Origin of the sequence: Arthrobacter sp. YAF34, assembly GCF_052113245.1 — a bacterium.
Classification (GTDB): Bacteria; Actinomycetota; Actinomycetes; order Actinomycetales; family Micrococcaceae; genus Arthrobacter.
The window spans coordinates 1-23,646 of record NZ_JBFRCV010000003.1 but is presented as its reverse complement, the minus strand read 5'-3'; the positions used below and the strand labels follow the sequence as shown (position 1 = coordinate 23,646).

Here is a 23,646-nt window from a genome sequence, read left to right as displayed (position 1 = left end):
CGGGTCCGCTAGTGAGCGGCACCCTCGTTCTGTCAGCCCAGCAGACCGGCCAGGATCCCGGCCACCGGTCCGGACTGGGCCCGCTGCCAGCCCGTGCCTGCCCACAGGTTGAGGCGCTCCGCGTCCCCGGCTGCGGCAGCCGCGGCCCGGATGGGTGCCGTGAGGTGGTGGACGGCCGGGTAGGCCTCCGGTGCATCGGGGTGGTCGCGGACGAATTCGTTCTCCAGGGCACGGGCCCACCGGCCGGTGAAGGCACGCGTCAGCGACGTCCGGGTGAAGTGTGGATCCGCCAGCGCGTCCTTGTGCAGTGGCCGGGCGCCGCTTTCATCCGTCCGCAAGAAGGCAGTGCCCAGCTGTGCTGCCGCGGCTCCGGCGCGCAGCACCGCGTCGAGCCCGGCCGCGTCCATGACGCCGCCCGCGGCCACCAGCGGGAGTCCGACGGCGGACCGCACCTCCGCGAGCAGCTCCGCCGTCGTGCCGCCGGACCCGCCAGGCTGGGGTTCTTGCCGCTCCGCCGCCAGGAACGCAGCGCTGTGTCCGCCGGCGCTGGCGTGCTGCACCACCAGGGCGTCCACGCCCTGTTCGGCCGCACGCCGGGCCTCGGCCGCGGTGGTGACAGTTGCCAGCACCGCCGACCCGGCCCGCTGCAGGGCCCGCACGACGTCGGCGCCCGGGAGCCCGAAGGCGAAACTGACCAGTTCGACGGGATCCGCCAGCAGGGCGTCGACCTTGCCCCGCCACTCGTCGTCGTCATCCAGCCGCAGCTGCGGGAGCTCCACACCGTAACGCCGGGCATCGGCACGCAGCCGCTGCCGGTACTCCTCGAGCCCCGCCAGTGCGGCCCGGGACGGCGCCAGCTGGGCCGGATCAGGAACGAACACATTCATGCCGAACCGCGCGCCGGACTCCCGGATGGTGCGGATTTCCGCCTGCATGGCCGCCACGCTCTTGTAGCCGGCGGCCAGGAAGCCGAGTCCGCCGGCCCGGTGCACCGCCGCGACAAAGGGCGGCGTTGAGGTTCCTCCGGCCATGGGTGCCGCGATGACGGGTGTGCCGAAAAGATCGTGGGGCATTGCGGGCTCCTTGCAGCGATTCAGTAACCTGTTCCAGTGACTAACACTGAATTCCCGCCGGCGGCGGACTCCGTTCCATCTTCCACCACGCCATCCGCCCCGGCGACGACGGGTGCCGTGATCGGCCTGGATATCGGTGGCACCAAGACCCGGGGTGTCCGTTTCGAGGACGGCCTGCCCGTGGCCGACGAGTCGGTGGGCAGTGCCAATGTCCAGAACGTCAGCCCCGAGGAAGCGGCCCGCAACCTGGCGGAACTCTTCGGCAGGATCGGCGGGGGAGCAGTGGCCCAGGTCTACGCCGGGGCCGGCGGCATCGACACCGACGACGACGCCGCGGCGCTTGCGGCGCTGATTGCCCCGCACGTGCCCGGCGCCCGGGTCACGGTGGTCCATGACTCCCGGTTGCTGCTCGCCGCGGGCGGCGCCAGCACCGGCGTCGCCGTGATCGCCGGCACCGGCTCGGCCGCGTGGGGCAGGAACGGCCGCGGCGAGGAAGCCCGGGCCGGCGGCTGGGGCTACCTGCTCGGCGACGAAGGCAGCGGCTACTGGCTGGGCCGGGAGGCCGTCCGCCACAGCCTGCGCCGGATGAACCAGGGGCTCGAACCGGACGAACTCACCAGGGCACTCCTGGCATCCTGCGGGGTGGATGACCCGAACAAACTGATCGCGCTGTTCCACTCACCCGAGACCGGACGCCGCTTCTGGGCCCAGCAGGCCCGGCTCGTGGTGGAGGCCGCGGACGCCGGCCATGCACCGAGCCAGGCCCTCATGGACCAGGCCGGGCGCGACCTCGCGGACCTGGCAGCGCAGACCGTCAGGCAGCTCGGCATCGAGGGCCCCGTCATCCTGGGCAGCGGGCTCGGCATGAACGTGCCGCGGCTGCAGGAGTCGTTCCGCGCGGCACTGGCCGCCGCCGGGATCACCGATGTCCGGGTCTTGCAGCAGGAGCCGGTCTTCGGGGTGCTCCAGTTGGTCGCGGAACAGGAGTAGCCGGCGGTAGAACCGGCGGCCACTACGCTGGGAGGATGAGCATGCAATTCGACACCAGGCCCGCCGCCTACGCCGTGATTATCCGTGACGCCGAGATCCTCCTGGCGTACTGGAAACAGGACGGCCGCGAGGGCTGGACCCTGCCCGGCGGCGGCCTGGACCTGGCCGAGCACCCCGTTGACGGGTGCCGCCGCGAGATCCAGGAGGAAACCGGCTACGACGCCGAGATCGGCGTCATGCTGGGGATCGACGTCGGGCACTGGCCTTCCGAGGTCAGGCTCGACGGCGGCGAGCGGGACTTCCAGTCGCTCCGGCTCGTCTATAAGGCGACGATCACGGGTGGGGAACTGCGCCACGAGGTCAACGGCAGCACCACCCATGCGGCCTGGATCCCGCTGGACGGCGTGGCGGAGCTGAACCGGGTCTCGCTGGTGGACGCCGGGCTGCGGCTGTACCGCGAGAGGCCGCTGAACGGAAAACTTTCCGGCTAATTCTCTAGCCAGGCACGGGCCCCTTGGCTATTCTGTAGGAGCCGCCGGGAGCAGCCCCTGCGGAACAGGCAGCAGTCCCATGACGGGGAGGTGGAAGCAATGAAAGCGATATTTCTGAGCGCGCAGCGCACCGATACACGCCACGTCATTACTCCTGCCCCGTCCCGCAGCGCAGCCTAGCCATAAAGCGGCAGCCCAGCCTTAAAGCGGCAGCCCAGCCTTAAAGCGGCAGCCCAGCGCTAGTCTCCACGCCCGCAGCACCGCACGCCGCTGGCGTGCGTTCGCGCCGCAGTACGGGGCCCCACCAAAGGGTTTTCGTTGACCAATAATGCTGCATCTCCGGGCGCGCGCAACGCCCGCCAAGCCACCTCGTCCGGCACCACGTCGCCTGTGCCCCGTCCAACCGGGCCGGCCCGGTCCCTTAGGCCGGGCCCCTTGTGTGACGACCACCTCGCGGGCCCTGTCCGCTACGGCTACACGGCCGGCACCGCGGAGCGGTTCGCGGCCCATCCCGTGCCGGGAGGCCACCGGCCGGGCCGCGTCATCCGGGTGGACCGCAACCTCGTCCTGGTGGCCGACGGCGACGTGACCTGCCACCTGCCCTATCCCCGGGACGGGGAGCTTCCCGCAACCGGGGACTGGGTCTGGCTGGGCCGGAACGCAGCGGGCGAGCCCGTCATCGCGGGCGTCCTGCCGCGCCATTCGGAACTGAGCCGCAAGCGCGCCTTCGAGTCCTCGTCCGAGGCGCAGGTCCTGGGTGCCAACATGGACGTCGTCGGCATCGTTGTCCCGGTGGACCGTCCGCTCACGCACAACCGGCTGGAACGGACCCTCGTCGCGGCCTGGGACTCGGGAGCGACGCCGCTCGTGATCATCACGAAGGCGGACCTGGCGGACCTGGCGGACGACGTCGTCGGGACGGTGGTCCGCCAGGCGGCCGGCGTCGATGTCGTCACTACCTCGGCCGAGCACGGCGACGGACTCGACCAACTGCTAAGTCATCTGCCGCCCGGCGGCACCCTGGTCCTGCTGGGCCCTTCGGGCGCCGGGAAATCCACGCTCATCAACGCCCTGGCCGGCGTTGCTGCCCAGGAGACCGGCGCCGTGAGAGCGGGCGACGGCAAAGGCCGGCACACCACCACATCCCGCGAGCTCGTTCCCCTGCCCGGGGGCGCCGTGCTGATGGACACGCCGGGGGTGCGCGGCTTCGGAATTTTCGACGCCGGGGCCGGCATGGAAGAAATGTTCGGGGACCTCGAGGAACTCTTCGTTCAATGCCGCTTTTCGGACTGCGCGCACGGCCGGGAACCCGGCTGCGCAGTCCAGGCAGCGCTCGCCGACGGCATCCTCGATGAGCGCCGCTGGGCCAGCTACCTGAAGCTGCAGCGCGAACTCGCCGCACTTGCGCGCCGCCATGATGCGGCGGCGCGGCGGGCCTACCAGCGCGAATGGCACCAGAAGATCGCGGTCGCGGGCAAGAGCCAACGATCGGCCGAACGGGACAGCCAGGAGAACGCGCCGGGTCACGGTAGTGGCAAGAACAGCGGCAAGAACGGTCATGGCAGTGGCAAGAGAGGTTCCAAGGGCCGCCGGCGTCGCTCGCCCTGACGCACACCGCGGCCTGCCAGCGTGGTGCGGGTGGCGCGTCGGATGCCTTCCGGTGCGCCACCCATCCGGCATCGTTATGGTTCCGAAGCCATACAGGAGCCGCTGCGTCGCTGGCCGCATTTCCATGACTTTGTCATGAGTGCTGGTTAGTCTAAGTGCTAACTGCTTTATGGCCGGCACACTGAAGAACAGTAGGCTGGTCCGTTCGATGTTGCGCCAACAGTTAGGTAAGCCCGGAAATGGCCGAAGCCATGATCGAGTTCCAAAACGTCACGAAGCAGTACCAAGGCGGCCAGGCCGCGGTTGACGGGCTAACCATGTCCATTGACAAGGGCGCCATTACGGTTTTCGTCGGACCCTCCGGCTGCGGCAAGACCACCTCGCTGCGGATGATCAACCGCATGGTGGAACCCACATCCGGCGTCATCACCGTGGGAGGGGCGGACGTGACCTCGGTGCCCGCGGCTCAGCTGCGGCGTTCCATGGGCTACGTCATGCAGTCTTCCGGCTTGATGCCGCACCGCTCCGTGCTGGACAACATCGCTACCGTTCCCCGGCTCAACGGGGTCTCCAAAGCCGATGCCCGCAAGCGCGCGCAGGAACTGCTCGACGTCGTCGGACTGGCCTCCACGCTCGGCAAGAGGTACCCGTCCCAGCTTTCGGGCGGCCAGCAGCAGCGCGTAGGCGTGGCGCGTGCCCTGGCGGCCGATCCTCCCGTGCTGCTCATGGACGAGCCCTTCAGCGCCGTGGACCCCGTGGTCCGCGACGAGCTGCAGCAGGAGCTCCTCCGGCTCCAGCGCGACCTCGCCAAGACCATCGTCTTTGTCACCCACGACATCGACGAGGCTACCGTCCTGGGCGACAAGGTGGCCGTGTTCGGCCTCGGTGGCAGGCTGGCGCAGTACGCCGCCCCGGAACAGATCCTGCGGGCCCCCGCAAGCGACTTCGTGGCCTCCTTCGTGGGCCGGGACCGGGGCTTCCGGCACTTGGGCTTCAGTCCGTCCGACGGCGTCACGCTCCACCCCATCCGCACGGTCACGCCCGACCAGCTCCTGCAGGAGGGCAGTTCCGGCGAATGGCAGCTGGTGGTCGACGGCGCGCTCCGTCCCCTCGGCTGGGCCGGCCCCCGCACCGGTGCTGGCCCCGCCCCGGAGACAGTGCCCGGCGGCTCGCTCTTCCGCAAGGGGGACACCCTCCGCCGGGCCTTGGACGCGGCCCTGTCCTCCCCATCCGGCCTTGGCGTCGCGGTGGACGACGACGGGCGGGTGACCGGGGTCATCGCCGCGGCTGAAGTCCTCGCCGTGATCGAGTCCGACCGCAATGTCCGGCATGGAGGTCTCTGATGCAATGGTTCCTGGCCAACAGCGCTGAGGTGTTCACGCTCGCGGGCCAGCACCTTGTCCTCGCCGTCCTGCCGATGATTTTTGGCCTGGTGATCTCCATCCCGCTGGCCCAATTTGCCCGGCAGAACCGGGGGCTCCGCTCCGTGGTGCTCACCGGGTCCTCGCTGTTGTACACGATCCCCTCGCTGGCGCTCTTCATCATCCTGCCCACCATTCTGGGAACCCGGATTCTGGATCCCGTCAATGTGGTGGTCGCCCTCACCATCTACGCGGTGGCGCTGCTGGTCCGCGCAGCCCTGGACGCCTTTGATTCCGTGGACGAGGACCTTCGCCAGGCCGCGGTCGCCATGGGCTTCACGCCGGTGGCCCGGTTCTTCCACATCGACCTGCCGCTGTCCTTGCCCGTGATGTTCGCCGGCCTGCGGGTGGTGTCCGTCAGCAACATCTCGCTTGTGAGCGTCGCCGCCCTGCTGGGGATCGGGAACCTGGGGATGCTGTTTACCTCGGGCCTGCAGCGGGACTTCGTCACCGAGGTCGTGGTGGGCATCATCGCCATCCTGATCCTCGCACTCCTCATGGACTCCCTCTTGGTGTTGCTGGAACGGGTGCTGACTCCGTGGACGCGGGCTGCCGGGCCGGCCGGAGCCGCGAAACCCGGAGCCGGTAGCGAAGCGGCCGGGCCGCGGGGCGGGGCGCGGCCCTTCTCTGAGTCCAAGGCCGGGGGCACCGCATGAGCAACGTCGTCACGGACACCTTCAACTGGCTCACCGATCCCGCGAACTGGAGCGGCAGCAACGGGATTCCGGTGCGGCTTGTCCAGCACCTGGAGTACACCGGGCTCGTCATGGTGATCGCCATCGCGATCGCTGTGCCGGTGGGCCTGTTCGTGGGCCATACCGGCCGCGGGCGGGTGGCCATCGTGGCCCTCGCCGGCGCGCTGCGGGCCCTGCCCACCCTCGGCCTGCTGACCTTGTTCGTCCTGCTCGCCGGCATCGGGCTGATGCCGCCGATCTGGGCCCTGGTGATCCTGACGGTCCCGCCCCTGCTGGCCGGCACCTACGCCGGGATCTCGAGCGTCGATGCCAACGTGGTGGATGCCGCCCGCGCCATGGGCATGACCGAGATGCAGGTGCTGTTCCGTGCGGAATTTCCCAACGCACTGCCCGTGATGTACGGCGGATTCCGGACCGGCGTGCTGCAGGTGATCGCCACCGTCTCGGTGGTGGCCTACATCAACCTGGGCGGCCTGGGCCGATACCTGTTCGACGGGCTTGTGCTATCCGACTTCCCGCAAATGCTGGGCGGTTCCCTGCTGATCGCTGCCCTCGCCATCACCGTCGACCTTGTCCTTGCCCTTATTCAGAGGCTGTTCCTGTCACGGGGAGCCTCGTCCCAGCCAAACCGCAGCCAGCAGGCTGCGGTTGATCTCACAGACCCCGTATTCGCGGAGACTGTTGTTCAAGGAGGTATGTCATGAAGGAATCCCGCCAACGAGCCCTAGGCAGGCGCGCATTCGGCGGCCTGGCTGCAGGCGTGGGCCTGGCCATGGCCCTGTCCGCCTGCGGAGGCTCATCCAACCCGCTGAGCTCGGCCCCGGCCAGCAGCGGCGCCGCGTCCGGTTCCGGCGGCGCCTTGGTGATCGGCTCCGCTGACTTCCCCGAGAGCCAGATTCTGGGCGAGATCTACGCCGGCGCCCTGAACGCCGCCGGTGTCACGGCCAGCACCAAGCCGAACATCGGCTCCCGTGAGGTCTACATCAAGGCGGTCCAGGACGGATCGGTGGACGTCGTACCCGACTACAGCGGCAACCTGCTGCTGTACGTGAACAAGGACGCCACGGAGGTCTCCGCCGAGGACATCATGAAGGCACTCCCGACCAAGCTGCCGCAGGGCCTCGCGGTGCTCGACGCCTCGAAGGCCGAGGACAAGGACGCCATGGTGGTCACGAAGGCCACGGCCGAGAAGCACCAGCTCAAGTCCATCGAAGACATGGCGAAGGTCTGCGGCGACCTGGTCATCGGCGCCCCGGCAACGTTCTCCGAGCGCGCGTACGGGCTGCCCGGCCTGAAGAAGAACTACAACTGCGTGCCCAAGAGCCTGGAGCCGTTCAGCGACGGCGGCGGCGCCGTCACGCTCAAGGCGCTGCTCTCGGACCAGGTCCAGGTCGCCGACATCTACACCACCACTCCGTCCATCCCGGACAACGACCTCGTGGTGCTGGAGGATCCAAAGAACAACTTCATCGCCCAGCAGGTCCTGCCGCTCTACAACTCCGCCAAGATGACGGACAAGGCGAAGGAAGCCCTCAACGCCGTGTCCAAGGTCCTCACCACGGACGACCTCATCAACCTCAACCGTGCCGTCAGCGGCAGCCAGAAGCAGAATCCGAAGGACGCCGCGGCCGCGTGGCTGAAGGAGAAGGGCTTCGTCAAGCAGTAGCCGGCGGCTCACGGCACGTCACAGGCACATTGCTGATGCGCCACTGACACGTGGTTGACAAGCTCCTAGCGCCGGCATGTGAGTCATGTCTCAGCGGAAGAACATCCTCCATATGGCATATTTGATGAATGGCAGAATTCAAGCAGTCCACCAAGCTTCATAATGTCCTTTACGACATCCGTGGACCGATTCTTCAGGCCGCCCAGCAGATGGAGGCGGAGGGTCACCGCATCCTCAAACTGAACATCGGCAACCCGGCCCCCTTCGGGTTTGAAGCGCCGGACGCGATCCTGGTGGACATGATCCGCCACCTGCCCCATGCCCAGGGCTACAGCGACTCCCGCGGCATTTTCTCCGCCCGCACGGCCGTCTCGCAGTACTACCAGACCCGCGGGATCCAGAACATCCACGTGGATGACATCTATCTCGGCAACGGCGTCAGCGAACTCATCACCATGTCGCTCATGGCCCTGCTCGACGACGGCGACGAGGTCCTGATCCCCACCCCGGACTACCCGCTGTGGACCGCCTCGGTTGCCCTGGCCGGCGGCAAGCCCGTCCACTACCTCTGCGACGAGGAGTCCGGCTGGCAGCCCGACCTCGAGGACCTGGAAGCGAAGATCACCCCGCGCACCAAGGGCATCGTGGTCATCAATCCCAACAACCCCACGGGTGCGGTGTATCCCGAAGCGACGCTGAAGAAAATCGTCGCCCTCGCCGAGAAGCACGGCCTCGTGCTCTTCGCCGACGAAATCTACGAGAAGATCCTCTACGAAGACGCGGTGCACGTAAACCTCGCCTCGCTGACGGGCGACGACGTCCTGTGCCTGACCTTCAGCGGCCTCTCCAAGGCCTACCGGGTCTGCGGATTCCGGGCCGGCTGGATGGCCATCTCCGGCCCGAAAAAAGACGCCGCGGACTACCTCGAGGGCATCAACCTGCTCGCCAACATGCGGCTTTGCGCCAACGTGCCGGCCCAGCACGCCATCCAGACCGCCCTCGGCGGCTACCAAAGCATCAATGACCTCATCCTGCCCGGCGGCCGGCTCCTGGAACAGCGGAACAAGGCCTACGACATGCTCAACGCCATCCCCGGCGTCAGCACGCAGCAGGCCCGCGGCGCCATGTACCTCTTCCCGAAGCTCGACCCCGAGGTTTATCACATCCGCGACGACGAGAAATTCGTTCTGGACCTGCTCCGCGAACAGAAGATCCTGCTTTCCCACGGCAGGGCGTTCAACTGGGTCCGGCCGGATCACTTCCGGATGGTGACGCTGCCCAACGTCAAGGACCTGGAGGAAGCGATCAACCGGATGGCGGACTTCCTGAGCCGGTACAAGGGGAACTAGGCTTCGGTCAGCAGCGCAACGGGGCTCTCGCCCCGCAGTCCACGGCTGCGCAAACCGGAAAGAGGCATTGATGGCAGGCTCCGCGACATTCGATGACCACCCCTCGAAACTCCTGAAGGTCGGGAAGGGCTTCAGCCTGAAGGCGTTGGACCCCGGTTCGACGCCCGGCTACGACGGCGACAAGCCCGATGGCGAGGAACTGCTGGACGCTCTGGACGACAAACTCGCCCAGCTCCAGGAGCAGCTCTTCGCCGAGTCCCGGTTCGGCGGGACCAAACGAATCCTGCTGATCCTGCAGGCCATGGACACCGCCGGCAAGGGCGGCATCGTCACCCACGTTATGGGCGCCATGAATCCGCACGGGGTCCAGTTGAAGTCCTTCAAGGCGCCCACTCCGGAAGAAAAGTCGTACGACTTCCTGTGGCGGATCGAGAAGGAAGTGCCGGCCGCCGGGATGGTGGGAGTCTTCGATCGCTCCCACTACGAGGACGTCCTGATCCACCGCGTCCACCGCTGGGCCAGCCCCGAGGAACTGGAGCGCCGCTACCAGGCCATCAACGAGTTTGAGGCCCGGCAGGCGCGGGCCGGGACCAAGATCGTCAAGGTCATGTTGCACATCAGCCGTGACGAGCAAAAGGAGCGCCTCCTGGCCCGGCTGGACGACGCCGCCAAACTGTGGAAATACAGCACTACGGACCTGAAGGAGCGGGCCTTCTGGGCAGACTATATGGACGCCTACCAGAAGGCCTTCGACAAGACCAACACCGAATTGGCGCCTTGGCACGTCGTGCCGGCCAACAAGAAGTGGTACGCCCGCATCGCCGTGCAGCAGCTCCTCCTCGAAGCGCTGGAAGGCCTCAAGCTGCAATGGCCGGTTCCCGAATTCGATGTGGACATGGAACGGGAACTGGTGCTGCGGTCCTGAAGTAGGCAGGCGCCTAGCCTTCTGCCGCCTGGTCCCGGGCTGCGGCAAGGCGCTTGCGGGCGCCTTCCAACCACTGTTCGCAACGCTTGGCCAGCGCCTCGCCGCGTTCCCACAGCGCGAGCGATTCCTCCAGGCTGGCGCCGCCGGCCTCCAGCTTGCCGACCACCCCTAGCAGCTGCTCGCGGGCGTCCTCGTAGCTGAGGGCCTCGACGTCGGCGTTCGGGGATGATTCTGCTGCCATGTAGGTGCTCCTTGGTTTGTCTGGTGTCGCTGTGTCTCGTGTGTTTGGGTCCGCTTCGCGGAGTCGCATCCGTGATCGAGGGGCTCCGGGAGTTGGGTGGCGGGTTGAGCACGGTTGAGCCCCGTCAAGGTCCCGCGGGTCACTCCTCGGCCGGCTCCTGGCCGCCGGTGGACTGCGCGGCGAACTTTCCGCCGGCCACCCGTACCGTCAGGTCCGTCCCGGCGGGCACCTGCGACGGGTGCCGCACCACGTCCCGGTGCGCCCCCGGGGCGGTTCCGGCGTCAGCGAGCTGCACGACGGCATAGCCGCGGTCCAGCGTCTTCTGCGGCGAAAGGGCACGCACCTGGGCCTTGAGGTGGACCAGCTGATCGGCGGCCCGCACCACAGCCGTGCTGACGGCCGAGTGCGAACGGACTTTGAGCCGCTCGACGTCGTCATGGCGGTGGGTAATCATCACCCCGGGGGACAGCAGCACGGGGCGGGAGCGCAGGGACGCCAGCCGGTCGCCTTCGCGTTCCACGAGCCGGGTGACGCCGCGCCGCAGCTGATCCCGCGCCTGCCGCACCCGGATGAGCTCTTCGGCGACATCCGGAACAATCCTCTTCGCGGCGTCCGTCGGTGTTGACGCCCGGAGATCCGCGACGTCGTCCAGGATCGGGCGGTCCGCCTCGTGCCCGATCGCGCTCACCACGGGCGTGGATGCCGCCGCGACAGCCCGGATGAGTTCCTCGTTGCTGAACGGCAGGAGGTCCTCGAGGGCGCCTCCGCCGCGGGCAATGACGATGACGTCGACCTCGGGGTGGCCGTCCAGCTCCCGCAATGCAGCGATCACCTGGGCCACGGCCGTGTTGCCCTGGACTGCGACTTCGCGGATCTCGAATTCGACGGCCGGCCAGCGCAGGGCGGCATTGCGCAGCACATCCTTCTTGGCGTCCGAGTCGCGTCCGGTGATTAGGCCGATCCGGTGCGGGAGCAGGGGGAGCCGTTTCTTGCGGGAGTCGGCGAAGAGCCCCTCCGCGCCGAGGGCCTGGCGGAGCCGCTCGATCCTCGCGAGGAGGTCGCCGAGCCCGACGGGCCGGATGTCCTTCACGGACATGTTCAGCCGGCCGGTCTTGAGCCAGAATTCGGCCTTCAGGAGTGCCACAACCCGGGATCCGCGTTCCAGCGGAGCGTTCTGGCGGTCCAGCACGGTGGTCCAGACCGACGCCGGCAAGGAGATCTCGGCGTCGATGTCCCGCAGGGTCAGGTAGGCGTTGCTGCCGCGCCTGTTCAGCTCAATTACCTGGCCCTCGACCCAGGCGGAGGGGGCGCGGTCGATGTGCATCTTGAGCTTTTGGGAAAGCAACTGCAGCGGCCAGGGATTGTCGGGGCTGGTTTGGGCCGCGGTGGCCGGTAGCGTGGTGGCCGCCGCCTCCTCAGGCATGCGTGGGCTCCTTGGCTGAGCGTGCCTCGTGGAGTGCCGTGTGCATATGCGTGCGTGTCCTTTGCTGGGTGCCCGTTACTGCATGTCCGCAGGAAGTTATCTCGTTCAACTCTATCCATAGCTCTACCACCGGGGGCTGACTTTATGACCACGACCGGGCCCGCCATAGGATGGGTGGCAACCCAACGACCTCCTAGGACTCCTTTGCGCACTTTTGTCTCCGCCGCCGCCGTACTTGTCGGGCTCCTCATGGCCGCCGTCGCCGTTCCTGCCATGTGGGTGGACCGGAACATCGTCCAAGAGGACGGCTTCGTAGCCCTGACCGCACCGCTGGGCCAGGACCCGGCGTTCCAGCAGCGGCTGGCGACGGCCGCCGTCGGCACGCTGGCCTCCGGCGCCAACATCCCCGATGTCCTCAAGGAACTTGCCCGCCCGGTCCTGGACAAAGCGGCCCAGTCGCTCACCGGACTGCCCGGCTACCCCGACGCCTGGGCCGAAACCTTGCGCAAGAGCCACCGCCTCACGTTCGCGGACCCCAGCACGCTGCCGCCGGAAGCTGACGGCAGCTCGTCCCTCACCCTGGATGTCGCACCTCTTGCGGGGCTTGTGGCGAAGCAGATTTCGGACACAACGAGCATTCCGCTGAAGGCCCCCGGCCAAGTGCTCATCAATATCGGGCACTCCGACCAGCGCCAGCTGATCGAACGGGTCACCGTCTACGCCCCGATGGGCTATGCCGTCGCCGTCGGCGCGGGCATAGCCTTCGTCCTGGCGTTCGTCGCCGCCCGGCGCCGGTGGACCGTCTTGGTCGGCATGGGCGTCGGAGCGCTGGTGCTCGCCGGGGTGTGGAAACTGGCCAGCGACGCCGCGGGCACGGCCGTCGCCGCGACCTCGAGCGGAAACGACGTGGCGGAACTCTTCAAGAGCGAATTTGTCGCGGCGTGTTCGGCCAGCTTCGGCCAGTGGATTCTTGCTGCCGGCCTTGTGGGAGCAGTCCTGCTGGTCGCCGGTATTGCTCTCCGCGTTGTCGGCGGCCGCAAGCGGGGCAACATCGAACACCGGTAGCATGGGGGCATGACCACCACCGCTGTTTCCGTTCCGATGCCATCCGTTCCGCGCCGGCGGCGTTCACCGGAAGATGTCCTGGCGGCGGCCCCCGTCGCCGGTCCCAAAAAGGTCCTGCTCGCAGCGCCGCGCGGCTACTGTGCCGGCGTCGACCGTGCGGTCATCGCAGTGGAAAAGGCCCTGGAGCACTACGGCCCGCCTGTCTACGTCCGCAAACAGATCGTGCACAACGTCCACGTGGTCAGCTCCCTGGAAGAGAAGGGCGCAATCTTCGTCGACGAGACTGATGAGGTTCCGGAAGGCGCCCTCGTGATCTTTTCCGCGCACGGCGTCTCGCCCGCCGTCGTTCAATCCGCCGAGGATCGTGGCCTGCGCACCATCGACGCGACCTGCCCGCTGGTGACCAAGGTCCACCGCGAAGCGGTCCGGTTCGCCAAGGACGACTTCGACATCCTGCTGATCGGCCACGACGGCCATGAGGAAGTAGAAGGCACCGCCGGCGAGGCACCCGAGCACATCCAGATCATCAACGGCCCGCACGAGGTCGACAAGGTCACGGTCCGCGACCCGGAGAAGGTCATCTGGCTCTCGCAGACCACCCTCAGCGTGGACGAGACCATGGAGACGGTCCGGCTCCTCAAGGAGCGGTTCCCCACGTTGCAGGATCCGCCCAGCGACGACATCTGCTACGCCACCACCAACCGCCAGGTGGCCATCAAGAAGATTTCACCCAAGGCGGACCTGGTGATCGTGGTGGGATCCGCCAACTCGTCGAACTCCGTGCGCCTCGTGGAGGTGGCGCTGGAATACGGTGCCAAGGCCTCCTACCGGGTCGACTTCGCCAACGAGGTTGACGAGGCCTGGTTCGAGGGCGTCGCCACCGTGGGCGTAACCTCGGGGGCGTCAGTCCCGGAAGTGCTCGTCAAGGACGTGCTGCGGCTCCTGGCCGACTACGGCTACGGGTCGGTCGAGGAGGTCGTCACGGCGGAGGAAGACCTGCTCTTTTCCCTGCCGAAGGAGCTCCGGGCCACGCTGAAGCAGGCGGGCGACGTCTCGCGCGCCCTTGGCGGCCGCGGCACCCGCCCCGAGCAGTCGTAGGCCCCGAGCAGTCGTAGGCCCGGCGGCGGTCCTACGCCGCTGACTCCTCCGGCTCGTCCCGCGACTGCAGCTCCGGGGCCGCCACCGCACGCGGCGTGACCTCGACGGCAGGGGAAGTGGCCAGGCCCGTCGCTTCGAGGGCGTTCAGCTTCCGGGCGGTAGGCAGCACCCGGGCCTCAAGGGTTCCCACCATGGAGTTGTACCGCTCCACCGAGGTCTTCAGCGAAGACCCCAGTTTGGTGACGTTCTCGCCGAGCGTCCCCATCCGGTCATAGAGCTGCCGCGCGAGCTCGAAGAGTTCCCGGGCGCTGTCCGTCAGCACGTCCTGCCGCCAGGTAAACGCCACGGACTTCAGCACCGCCAGCAAGGTCCCGGGCGAGGCCAGCACCACGTTCTTGGACAGCGCATAGTCCAGCAGCGCCGGGTCCGCCGTGAGGGCGGCGGCGAGAATGGACTCCGCCGGCAGGAAGCAGACCACCAGCTCCGGGGAGTTGCCGGGGATGTCCCAGTACTTCTTGCTGCCCAGCGCGTCCACGTGGGCCTTCAGGGCCTTGGCATGGGCGGCCAGGTGGACCTGCTGGCTGCCGGGCAGCTGCGAGGACTGCTGGCCGGCTTGGGACGCGCCGAGGTCCTGTGCGGCGAGGTACGACGCCAACGGCACCTTGGCGTCCACCACCAGCTGCTTGTCGCCGGGCAGCTGCACCACGAGGTCGGGCCGGAGGGCGCCGTCGGATGCGGAGCTGTGGGACTGTCCGCTGTGGACCTGTTCGTGGAAATCCACATGCCGCAGCATGCCGGCTGCCTCCACCACCCGGCGCAGCTGGACCTCGCCCCACTGGCCGCGGGCGCTGTTCGAGCGAAGGGCAGACTCCAGCGCATGTGTGGAGCGCAGCAGCTGCTCGTCAGACAGACGGGCCTCCTGCAGCTGCTGGGCCAGCTGGCCGTACTGCTCCAGCCGGTCACGCTCCAGCAGCGAGACCTGCTGCTGCACCGCTGTGAGTTTTTCCGCCACCGGCGCCAGCGCACGGAGCACACTGCCGTCCTGGGTCCGGGAATCGCCCAGTTCCCGGTTCTGGGCGGCGAGAAGGCGCCTCTCGGCGTCGGCGGCCGCGAACTGCGAACTGACCTCGGACAGGCGCGCCGAAACGCCGTCGAAGTCCTGCTCCACGGCGAGGTAGCGCCGGCGGAGCGGCACGTAGACCCCGGCGGCGCCGGCCACGGCGCCCAACAGCAGCATGAACAGGGCAAGAATCAGTGCAAAAGCATCCATGACTTCACTGTGGCATGCACCTGTGACAGTTTTGGCCGCGACGCCCGGAAGGCCCCTGAACTGGCGCCCCTGCCGGCCGCCGCAACAATCCCCAGCCGGGGCAGGTAGAATATATGCTCGTGGCACTTACTATTGGCATCGTCGGACTGCCCAACGTCGGCAAATCAACCCTTTTCAACGCACTGACCCGCAACCAGGTCCTCGCAGCGAACTACCCGTTCGCCACGATCGAGCCCAACATCGGCGTCGTGAACTTGCCGGACTCCCGGCTTGAAAAGCTGGCCGGCATCTTCGGGTCCGCGCGTCTGCTTCCGGCCGCCGTGTCCTTCGTGGACATCGCCGGCATCGTCAAGGGCGCCTCGGAGGGCGAAGGCCTGGGCAACCAGTTCCTCGCCAACATCCGCGAGGCCGAGGCCATCGCGCAGGTTGTCCGCGTGTTCGATGACCCCGACGTCATCCACGTCGACGGCAAGGTCGATCCCCGCTCCGACATGGAGACGATCAACACCGAGCTGATCCTGGCCGATCTGCAGACGATCGAAAAGGCGATCCCCAGGATCGAAAAAGAAGTCAAGATCAAAAAACGCGAGGCGGCCGAGCTGGCAGCCATCCTTGCTGCCCAGGCCGTGCTGGAACGCGGCGACACCATCTTCTCGTCCATCAAGCGCGACAAGCTGGAGATGGAGCACCTCAAGGAACTGGGCCTGCTGACGGCCAAGCCCTTCATCTACGTCTTCAACGCCGACGAGGGAATCCTGGGCAGCCCGGAGAAGCAGGCGGAACTGCGCGCCCTTGTGGCCCCGGCAGACTCCATCTTCCTGGACGCCAAGCTCGAGTCGGATCTGGTGGAGCTGGACGAGGCGGAAGCCCGCGAGATGCTGGAAATGAACGGCCAGGATGAATCCGGGCTGGACCAGCTGGCCCGCGTCGGCTTCCACACCCTGGGACTGCAGACCTACCTCACGGCCGGCCCCAAGGAAACCCGCGCGTGGACCATCCGCCGGGGCGACACCGCCCCGCAGGCGGCGGGCGTGATCCACTCCGATTTCCAGCGCGGCTTCATCAAGGCCGAGGTGGTCTCCTTCGACGACCTCGTCGAGGCCGGCTCCATGGCCGAGGCGAAGGCCCGCGGCAAGGTCCGGATCGAAGGCAAGGAATACATTATGGCCGACGGCGACGTTGTGGAGTTCCGCTTCAACGTCTAGTTCCTGATGCTCATCCTGGTAAGACGCCGCCCGGTACTCGTGTGCCGGGCGGCGTTTTGGGATCATCTGGCCAACTGGGCTGGGCGTGCTTAAGTTGTCGGAATCGAAGACGTGTCTGGCCGCGAGGACGAGGAGCATGCACGTACTAGCCACCCATCCGGGGAGCTGCGTGGTGGCTTGTCCGGTGCCGGTGGACGGTCCAGCTGCGTTGCGGGACCTGTGCGAATCACAAGGAATGGCGTGCGATCGGGCTTGACGACTTTGAGTTGTTGGAGCTGTTGGAAAAGATGTGGGACATTTCCGAGTACCGCATGGCCAGGGCGGCTGGCGCGTCAGCCTTGGATGAAGTGCGTGCTGAGCCCGACGCGTGAGCGGTAACCGCGTCGAATTCACAGGCTTATGGCCGAGCCGTGATCAAGCAATCTTTAACCGCACGCAACTCACCGACGTTCCTAAGGCTTCATCTGTCTGACCCTGCTGGGCGGGAAGCGTGGCCCCTTTGTCGAAGGGAGATGCCCTCCAGTCGTGCCGGCCTGGACAGGTTCATGCCTGAGGGCTGGCGCCGCCTCACGACGATTGGACATGTCCTCTTTTGCTGGGCAGGACGAGACAGAATGTCTATATGTCCGCCGGCAACGTCGGCAAATGAGCATGTCCCACCGGGAAAGAGGGTAAGAGAGTGCATGTCCTCCTAGACGGCTCACGAGTGGACATATCCCCAGATGAAGGGCGGTATGAATGAGCATGTCCTCCAGTGGGTCAGGCAGGCCAGGGGCATGGCCGTTTGGTAGGGGCTCGCGGGGGCACGTTCGCCGGATAGGGGTGCGAGAGGGCATGTCCGCAGGAAATAGCTGCAAACTGCGGCTGCGAGTGAGCTACGTAAGGCGCTCCGGCGATGCATCCGGTGAGACCATTCTCTTTAATGCCTGACGACATAATGTCTGACGACCACTGGGCCGTGGCCTCGGTTGTCCACACATGGCAGGTTTCTGGCCTACGCAGCGTGCTGCCCGTTCAGAATCGTCGTATGGGAATCCGATACTACGCATACGCGTTCGACAGCGATCAGACCAGGAAGGCACTTGCTGACCCACTCACCGTGATCGGCTCCGACCCGCTCGCGGACGCGTGCGGTCTCGAACCTGGCTTCACGCAGGGCGTCACAGACTTCAGGCAATCCCTGCCGGAGCGCGACCTCCTCTACCTCGACAAGGCATGGCCGTACCTGCAATGGCTCACTGCTCCGCGCTCTTCGGGTGCTGCAGCCAGGGCGGCCTATCGAATGTTCGAAGGGCAGGTTACATACGCCGACGATGGTTTTACATGGCGTCCATGGGTGCGCGCACTTCCGCCTCATGACGTCGCACTTATCGCCCGGGACCTTGAGACGATCAACGGCCACGACATCAAAGCCGGCCTGAGCGGGGCCCAGTCGTCTGGTCAGTTGCTGGACTCCGAGTTGGCCTATGCCACCGCGTTCCTTTATAAAGCCAGAGCCTTCGTTCACGCGGTGGCCTCGGACAGGCGCGGTTTCGCCTACATGATCGGTTGACAGCGGTTCAACAGCAACGGGCGCACGTTGAATGGGGACTGCCCCGGCTTTTGTTGATCTTCTCCCTCAGCTGCGTGAGTTGTTCGGGTGCGTGCGACCATGGACGCCCTTCGGTCATGATGAGTTCGTACTCGTTACGGGAGGGGTCGAGTGTCACGAGATCGATCACGTTCGGCCCATGGACTCCGGCCAAGTCAGAGCTCCTATCGACTGATTGTGGGAATGGCGTTGACGTAATCGGTCTGTATTCCAAACCACCGACCGGCCACCGCATAGTACTGGTATTGGCGACACCGACCGGGGCACCTCAAGGCATGCCCTGTGAGGGATCCTGAAACGGGACTGGCCGGCGCTCTGCGTTGGACGGGCCGCCCTAGAGAATCATCGGGCTGAGCTCCCCCTTCCGGCCCGCAGGTGTCCGTGGCGCCCGTTAGCGGCGACCTCACAGTCTTCGAAACCGCGGACCGGTTCGCCGGCGTCGCCGGACTCGCCCCCCACCTATTGCGACCCGCGGGTCAGGCGATCTGGCTGCTTAGCTCTCCGCTTTCGGACCGCCGAGGCGGCGCTTGACGAAGATTCCGGCCACGACCAGCGCAATCAGCAAAACGATCCCGACTGCTCCTGCCGTGATCAGCTCGGTTTGAATGCCGGCACCGGCAGGGGCGGGGGCCGGCGCCGGCGTTGCCGTGCGGGGGGTGCTGGCAGCGTCGGCGGTGAACGTGAAGGTCCCTTCGATGGGGTGGCCGTCGGAGGAAACGACCCGCCACACCACCTTGTATTTGCCTTCCGGGGCGTCGGTTTTGACGGCCTGGGTGACGTGATTGTCCACGATGGTCACGGGCCCGTCGGCCTGGTCGGTGCCGGTGGCGTCTTCGACGCGGACGACGGAACCGATGGCAATCGGTGTGTGGTCGAAGGTCAGGCCGATCTTTGCGGGAACGGTGCGGACCGTGGAGCCGTTGTCCGGGTCGGTGGTTTCGAGGACATCGTGGGCCTGCGCCGCCGCGGCGGGAACGATCAGGAGTGCTGCCGTGGCGAGGGTCACCAGGTATCGCGTGAGCCGGACTTTCGGACCGTGACGGAGCGTTGTCTTCATGGGAGGGTCCTTTCAGAGGGCGGGAACCTCAGGGCTGTGGCGGGACGGAGGTCCCGCCACAGCCCCGAGGTTGTTGTTACTTATCTGCGTTACTTGGCGGCGCTGCGGGTGCGCCGGCCGGCGAGGACCAGGCTCAGCGCGGCTGCGCCGAGGACGAATCCGGCGGCGCCCAAGACGATGCCCCACACCGCTGCCGAGTCGCTGGAGGTCTCCTGGGCCTGGGCAGCGGCCGCCGGGGACGCTGCAGCCGATGCCGATGCGGCGGCGGGGTCGGTGCCGTCTTCGGCGGTGGTGGTGAAGGACGGGGCCGGGTGCTTGGGCTCGGGCTGACCCTCGGCGCTGGCTTCGTCCCAGTTCACGACGGTCCCGTCGGTGTAGGTCTGGGCCGCTTTCAGGGTCACGGTCGTCCCTGCTGCGGGGAGTTTGCCCACGGAGAGTGAGAACGCCTGGTATTGGTTTTGTCCGAGCTGGTGCGTTGCGTCGGCGGTCCAGACCACGGAGCTCGGGGCCTTGGTGACCGTTGTGCCGGACACGGTGACCGGCTTGGGAAGCTCGCTGGTGATGACCTTAGCGCTCCAGCCCTCGACGGGTTTGACCGAAACCGAGGTGAACGGGGTGTCGGTCGGCAGCTTGACTTCGAGTTTGCTGGTCTTCGCGGTCGGGGATTCGTTCGGGACGTTGAACGTCAGGTGCGTGTAACCGTTGGCTCCGGTGTCGTCAGGGTTCACGGTGACGTGGGCGGAGGCCGCGGTGGCGCCCAGGGCGATCATCCCGGCCGAAGCGGTGACGGCGGTGAGGGTTTTGAGGGTGCGACGGATTGAGGTTTTCATGAGTTGCCTTCCAAAAAATGGGTGCGCCAAAGAGGGCCGCTCGTGCGGCGGCGCAGGGAGAGGGAAACACAGCAGGCTCCCGGCAGCGGAGTCCCTGCTCATGGGCAGGGCCGGCGGGGTCAGCGGCGTAGGGGCAGGTGCCGCTCAGAGAGCGGGCTGAACAGGCGGCGGCCCGCGCAGGGCGGGCAGCCTGAGGCTTCTCCACCGGGAAGGAACGGTGATCAGTTGCGGGGGTGGAACGTGCGGCCAGTCAGGAATGATGATCGCAGTCAGGATCCGGGCCAGGGGTCTCAGCCACGCGGCCAGCGCCCACACGGCGGCCTCGCCGCGGGCCAGGACCAGGGCGGTGGCCAGCGTCGCTGCGGCGTGCAGGATCAGCATCAGCGTCCCGGGGGCTGCGGCGTGCTCCGGCATCAGGGCCCCCGCCGAAGCGGGCCCCGGGCCGGTGCCGTGCAGATGCCCCCCGGGAACGGGAGTGAACCCTGTCGACACTGACAGGGCAGTGAAGGCCTCGTGCAGGACCAGCTCGCCGGCACCGAGAAGCCCGGCCATCACCGGGGCAGTGATCCTGATTTTGGCCAGGATCATCACCGGTGCCAGCACCAGGGTGACGAGCCCGGCGAGGATGGCCGGCCCGGGCAGGGCACCGCCGGCCAGCACGTGGGCACCGGCCGCCAGGGCGAACATGGCGGCGGTAAAGGTAAGGGCACGGGGGAAGCGGAACGGAGCCGTCATGCCAACCCCCGCCCTTCCATCCCGAAATGTTGCCGGTCTCCACTCTAGAGAAAGCCGGGGCCTGGCGTGTAATCACGCGGCCGGCAATGTCGATCGAGTGCAACGGGAAAGGGGCGCAGGAGAGGCCGTGCGTGATCGAGCCGGGGTCAGCCTTGGAGGGTCTTGTCGATGTGGTCGACGTCGGCGCTCATCCATTGCAGGTAGGTCTGGTCTGCGGGGAGGGTTTCGGTGAAGTCGATGACGGGTACTCCGGCTGATGTGGCGGCGTCCTTGAGGGCGGTGGTCTGGTTGTTGTAGGCGAGGAACTTCACGGACCTTGTGGAGATCAGGTCCAGGGTGTCGTTCATGACGGCGGCGGGAACGTCCTGGCCGGCTTCGATGGCATGGCTGTATTCTGCGGGGTTTTGTTGACGAGCCCGACGGCCTGGAGGAGGTAGAGGGGCACGGGTTCGGTGATGGCGACGGCCCCGCCGGTGTGGTGTGCTTTCAGGGCGGCGGCGAGGTCTTTGAGCTTGCCGAGGTCGGCTTTGAACCGGGCGGTATTGGCGGTGTAGGTCCCGGTGTTGGCCGGGTCGATGCCGGCAAGGTTCTTGGAGAGGGTGCCCGCGAACGCGCCCATGGTGTCGAAGCTGTACCAGAGGTCTTCGTTGAAATCCGTGCCCGCGGCGGGGGATTGCGTGGAGACCTGGGTGGTGGCCTGGTAGAAGTGCGGGTCCTGGGCGGTGGTGTGGATGATCGGGGTGACGTGGACCTTGTCGCCTCCGATCGCGTGGACAATGTCGCCGTAAACGTCAGTGGAGGTTACAACCTCCACCGTTTTCGACCCGGGTGCCGGAGTCGTTCCGGCCGTGCTGCAGCCGGTCAGCAGGACCGCGGCCGCCGCAGCGGCGACGACGGCCGTACGTTGGGCCCGCGTAAAAGTTCCTTGGTGCATGGCAAGTCCACTGTCACTAGTTAATGAGAATGAATCTCGTCACGCATACGTGGAACTCGTCCATGTATGTTCACAGGGGGGCAGTAGCGGATTCCGAAGCCTGTTGCCCGGCTCGGTTACCATGGGGGCGGCCCCGACCGGATGGGAACCGCCTTGTGGCGGACCGGAGGGCCGTTCAGACAACAGAAAACTCAGGTCTCATGTACACACGAATTGGGCGGCGCGTGTCCGCTGCCGTCACGGTCGCTGCGCTTTGCTTTTTCTCCTCACCCGCGGGGGCAGCCAGCGCCTCCACCTCCGAGGATCCCTACGCTAAAGAAGTCCTGGACCTGATGAACGCGCAACGGGCGACGGAAGGGCTGCCGGCTCTGCGGTGGAACCAGTCCATCTCGAATATTTCCCAGGACTGGTCAAACCATCTCGCTACGGCCACGAACAGTCCGACGTTCAGCTTCGCAACGATCCACCGCCCGGACGCGGGCGGGAACGAGATACCGGCCGGCTCGGACTGGTACCGCGAAATCATCGGCTTCAATTTCTCACCCGCTGACATCGTCGACTGGTGGGCTGGTTCTCCCGCGCACCGCGACGCAATGCTCTCCGGTTGCGCCACTGACGTAGGGATCGGCTACACCGTGCCCAAGTCCGGGCCCTACGCGGGGTACCACCTGGTGGTTTCCAACCTGGCCGGATATCCGGGCGCGGGAACGATACCGGTGCGAAACGGTGCGGTTCTTTCCGCCTGGGTGGCGCAGGGATGCGCGGCAGGGCGCCTGGGGCAACCGACCGCGCCGGAGGCGCCCGCGGCGAACGGCGGCGTTTACCAGAGCTTCGAGCACGGGATGATCTACTGGTCGGCCGCCACCGGTGCCCACACGGTGTGGGGCGGCATAGCGGCGAAGTGGGGGACCCAGGGCTCGGAGGCAGGCCGGATGGGCTACCCCACCTCCGATGAGATACCCGCGGCGAACGGCGGCGCCTCTCAGAGCTTCGAGCACGGGATGATCTACTGGTCGGCCGCCACCGGGGCCCATACGGTGTGGGGCGGCATTTCGGCGAAGTGGGGGACCCAGGGCTCGGAGGCAGGCCGGATGGGTTACCCCACCTCCGATGAGATACCCGCGGCGAACGGCGGAGCCTCTCAGAGCTTCCAGTACGGGATGATCTACTGGTCGCCCACCACCGGGGCCCATACGGTGTGGGGCGGCATTTCGGCGAAGTGGGGGACCCAGGGCTCGGAGGCAGGCCGGATGGGTTACCCCACCTCCGATGAGATACCCGCGGCGAACAGCGGCGCCTATCAGAACTTCCAGTACGGGACGATCTACTGGTCGCCCACCACCGGTGCCCACATCTCGTGGGGCGGGATTCGGTCTGCCTGGGCCGCGCAGGGCTATGAAGGCGGCCTCCTTGGGTACCCGGTGAGCGATGAATACGTCCTCGCCCCGGGGGTGATCGCCCAGGATTACCAAGGAGGCCGTATCATCTGGTCCGCCGCCACCGGGACCAAGGTGGCACTCCGAAACTAACCGGCGCTGATGGGGTCAAAGTACTTCCGGCGGGTGCAGGGCTGAGGGGTTCGACGGGGTTGTCGGGCACTGGTAGTTGTAGTCGAGGTCTCCGGCGGTGAATTGGGTCAGCGTGATGGTCCCGCCGGTTGTGAGCGGAGTGGACGCGCAGTTCGCCTGTGCGGACGCCGTCGACGCCGCTCCGGGGATCCAGTTCTTGAGCCGGTCCAGGTTGCTGCCCGGATCGACTGTGCCGGCAATTTTTCTGAACTGGGAAACGGTGGAGTAGATGCCGACTTCCGCCCCGGTGCTCCGCAGGTACGCGGTCATGCCCTCCAGGTCCGCCCTGTTAGCAGTGGTATCGGGTGACCAGCTGTTCCCGGTTTCCACGTCCAGCCACCACAGATGGTGCGCCGGATCGGGGACGCCGCGCAAATTGGCATCGTCGAAGGCCATGGCGTAGCCGTACGT

The 23,646-nt window shown here is 66.9% G+C and carries 23 protein-coding genes and 1 pseudogene; 14 read left to right on the top strand and 10 right to left on the bottom strand.

The genetic code is table 11. The annotated features are described in order from the left end of the window. Positions 1-32 precede the first annotated feature (32 nt). Entirely contained in the window at positions 33-1,073 is a 1,041-nt protein-coding gene (locus AB4Y72_RS04540; RefSeq protein WP_441424991.1) for a nitronate monooxygenase, read from the bottom strand. 36 nt (positions 1,074-1,109) lie between these two features. Here AB4Y72_RS04540 and AB4Y72_RS04535 point away from each other — a divergent pair, with 36 nt between their 5' ends. The 9 genes from AB4Y72_RS04535 (at position 1,110) to AB4Y72_RS04495 (ending at position 10,218) form a co-directional block, all read left to right on the top strand. Next, positions 1,110-2,063 (top strand): N-acetylglucosamine kinase, encoded by a 954-nt coding sequence (locus AB4Y72_RS04535; RefSeq protein WP_441424990.1) that lies wholly within the window; start codon positions 1,110-1,112, stop codon positions 2,061-2,063. A 35-nt stretch (positions 2,064-2,098) separates the two neighbouring features. Then, positions 2,099-2,554: an NUDIX hydrolase gene (locus tag AB4Y72_RS04530; protein WP_441424989.1), complete on the top strand. Its 456-nt coding sequence runs from the start codon at positions 2,099-2,101 to the stop codon at positions 2,552-2,554. A gap of 435 nt (positions 2,555-2,989) precedes the next feature. After that, the gene (gene rsgA, locus AB4Y72_RS04525; protein ID WP_441424988.1) at positions 2,990-4,162 is read left to right on the top strand and encodes a ribosome small subunit-dependent GTPase A; all 1,173 of its coding nucleotides are present in this window, start codon (positions 2,990-2,992) and stop codon (positions 4,160-4,162) included. A gap of 239 nt (positions 4,163-4,401) precedes the next feature. Continuing rightward, the gene (locus tag AB4Y72_RS04520; protein ID WP_441424987.1) at positions 4,402-5,505 is read left to right on the top strand and encodes an ABC transporter ATP-binding protein; all 1,104 of its coding nucleotides are present in this window, start codon (positions 4,402-4,404) and stop codon (positions 5,503-5,505) included. Continuing rightward, entirely contained in the window at positions 5,505-6,239 is a 735-nt protein-coding gene (locus AB4Y72_RS04515) for an ABC transporter permease (protein WP_441424986.1), read from the top strand. The genes AB4Y72_RS04520 and AB4Y72_RS04515 overlap by 1 nt, the downstream gene beginning before the upstream one ends. Further along, a complete protein-coding gene (locus AB4Y72_RS04510; protein ID WP_441424985.1) occupies positions 6,236-6,982 on the top strand; it encodes an ABC transporter permease in 747 nt (248 codons plus the stop codon). The genes AB4Y72_RS04515 and AB4Y72_RS04510 overlap by 4 nt, the downstream gene beginning before the upstream one ends. Then, a complete protein-coding gene (locus tag AB4Y72_RS04505; protein ID WP_441424984.1) occupies positions 6,979-7,944 on the top strand; it encodes an ABC transporter substrate-binding protein in 966 nt (321 codons plus the stop codon). Before AB4Y72_RS04510 ends, AB4Y72_RS04505 begins: the two co-directional genes overlap by 4 nt. A 128-nt stretch (positions 7,945-8,072) precedes the next feature. After that, on the top strand, positions 8,073-9,293 hold the full coding sequence (locus tag AB4Y72_RS04500; protein WP_120950967.1) for a pyridoxal phosphate-dependent aminotransferase: 1,221 nt from the start codon (positions 8,073-8,075) through the stop codon (positions 9,291-9,293). A gap of 70 nt (positions 9,294-9,363) precedes the next feature. Then, positions 9,364-10,218 carry a polyphosphate kinase 2 family protein gene (locus AB4Y72_RS04495; protein ID WP_441424983.1) on the top strand — a complete coding sequence of 285 codons (855 nt, stop codon included), beginning with the start codon at positions 9,364-9,366 and terminating at the stop codon, positions 10,216-10,218. Between the two features lie 13 nt (positions 10,219-10,231). On the opposite strand, the gene AB4Y72_RS04490 is transcribed toward AB4Y72_RS04495, so the two are convergent. After that, entirely contained in the window at positions 10,232-10,459 is a 228-nt protein-coding gene (locus AB4Y72_RS04490; RefSeq protein WP_441424982.1) for an exodeoxyribonuclease VII small subunit, read from the bottom strand. Between the two features lie 139 nt (positions 10,460-10,598). Continuing rightward, positions 10,599-11,882, bottom strand: coding sequence for an exodeoxyribonuclease VII large subunit (gene xseA, locus AB4Y72_RS04485; RefSeq protein ID WP_441424981.1), 1,284 nt, complete (start codon positions 11,880-11,882; stop codon positions 10,599-10,601). A 204-nt stretch (positions 11,883-12,086) separates the two neighbouring features. Between xseA and AB4Y72_RS04480 the strand changes: the two genes are divergently transcribed. Beyond that, complete coding sequence (locus tag AB4Y72_RS04480) at positions 12,087-12,947, top strand: hypothetical protein (RefSeq protein ID WP_441424980.1); 861 nt, start codon at positions 12,087-12,089, stop codon at positions 12,945-12,947. A gap of 9 nt (positions 12,948-12,956) precedes the next feature. After that, the gene (locus tag AB4Y72_RS04475; protein WP_441424979.1) at positions 12,957-14,045 is read left to right on the top strand and encodes a 4-hydroxy-3-methylbut-2-enyl diphosphate reductase; all 1,089 of its coding nucleotides are present in this window, start codon (positions 12,957-12,959) and stop codon (positions 14,043-14,045) included. 31 nt (positions 14,046-14,076) lie between these two features. Here AB4Y72_RS04475 and AB4Y72_RS04470 read toward each other — a convergent pair whose 3' ends face one another. Next, positions 14,077-15,315, bottom strand: a complete 1,239-nt coding sequence (locus AB4Y72_RS04470) for a DNA recombination protein RmuC (protein WP_441424978.1) — start codon at positions 15,313-15,315, stop codon at positions 14,077-14,079. A 119-nt stretch (positions 15,316-15,434) separates the two neighbouring features. Here AB4Y72_RS04470 and ychF point away from each other — a divergent pair, with 119 nt between their 5' ends. Together ychF and AB4Y72_RS04460 are read left to right on the top strand one after the other, a co-directional pair. Continuing rightward, positions 15,435-16,520 carry a redox-regulated ATPase YchF gene (gene ychF, locus AB4Y72_RS04465; RefSeq protein ID WP_441424977.1) on the top strand — a complete coding sequence of 362 codons (1,086 nt, stop codon included), beginning with the start codon at positions 15,435-15,437 and terminating at the stop codon, positions 16,518-16,520. 1,027 nt (positions 16,521-17,547) lie between these two features. Next, positions 17,548-18,072, top strand: a complete 525-nt coding sequence (locus tag AB4Y72_RS04460; protein WP_441424976.1) for a hypothetical protein — start codon at positions 17,548-17,550, stop codon at positions 18,070-18,072. A gap of 532 nt (positions 18,073-18,604) precedes the next feature. Here the strand turns inward: AB4Y72_RS04460 and AB4Y72_RS04455 are convergent. From AB4Y72_RS04455 to AB4Y72_RS04435, 5 genes are all read right to left on the bottom strand, one after another. Then, positions 18,605-19,168 (bottom strand): copper resistance CopC family protein, encoded by a 564-nt coding sequence (locus AB4Y72_RS04455; protein WP_441424975.1) that lies wholly within the window; start codon positions 19,166-19,168, stop codon positions 18,605-18,607. 89 nt (positions 19,169-19,257) lie between these two features. Then, positions 19,258-19,998: a YcnI family copper-binding membrane protein gene (locus AB4Y72_RS04450; RefSeq protein WP_441424974.1), complete on the bottom strand. Its 741-nt coding sequence runs from the start codon at positions 19,996-19,998 to the stop codon at positions 19,258-19,260. A gap of 144 nt (positions 19,999-20,142) precedes the next feature. After that, positions 20,143-20,733, bottom strand: a complete 591-nt coding sequence (locus tag AB4Y72_RS04445; RefSeq protein ID WP_441424973.1) for a hypothetical protein — start codon at positions 20,731-20,733, stop codon at positions 20,143-20,145. 146 nt (positions 20,734-20,879) lie between these two features. After that, positions 20,880-21,080 carry a hypothetical protein gene (locus AB4Y72_RS04440; RefSeq protein WP_441424972.1) on the bottom strand — a complete coding sequence of 67 codons (201 nt, stop codon included), beginning with the start codon at positions 21,078-21,080 and terminating at the stop codon, positions 20,880-20,882. Further along, the gene (locus AB4Y72_RS04435) at positions 21,077-21,667 is read right to left on the bottom strand and encodes a metal ABC transporter solute-binding protein, Zn/Mn family (protein ID WP_441424971.1); all 591 of its coding nucleotides are present in this window, start codon (positions 21,665-21,667) and stop codon (positions 21,077-21,079) included. The genes AB4Y72_RS04440 and AB4Y72_RS04435 overlap by 4 nt, the downstream gene beginning before the upstream one ends. Positions 21,668-21,867: 200 nt before the next feature. Between AB4Y72_RS04435 and AB4Y72_RS04430 the strand changes: the two genes are divergently transcribed. After that, positions 21,868-23,196: a CAP domain-containing protein gene (locus tag AB4Y72_RS04430; RefSeq protein ID WP_441424970.1), complete on the top strand. Its 1,329-nt coding sequence runs from the start codon at positions 21,868-21,870 to the stop codon at positions 23,194-23,196. 15 nt (positions 23,197-23,211) lie between these two features. Here the strand turns inward: AB4Y72_RS04430 and AB4Y72_RS04425 are convergent. After that, positions 23,212-23,646 (bottom strand): annotated as a pseudogene (locus AB4Y72_RS04425) (hypothetical protein); the annotation flags it as partial.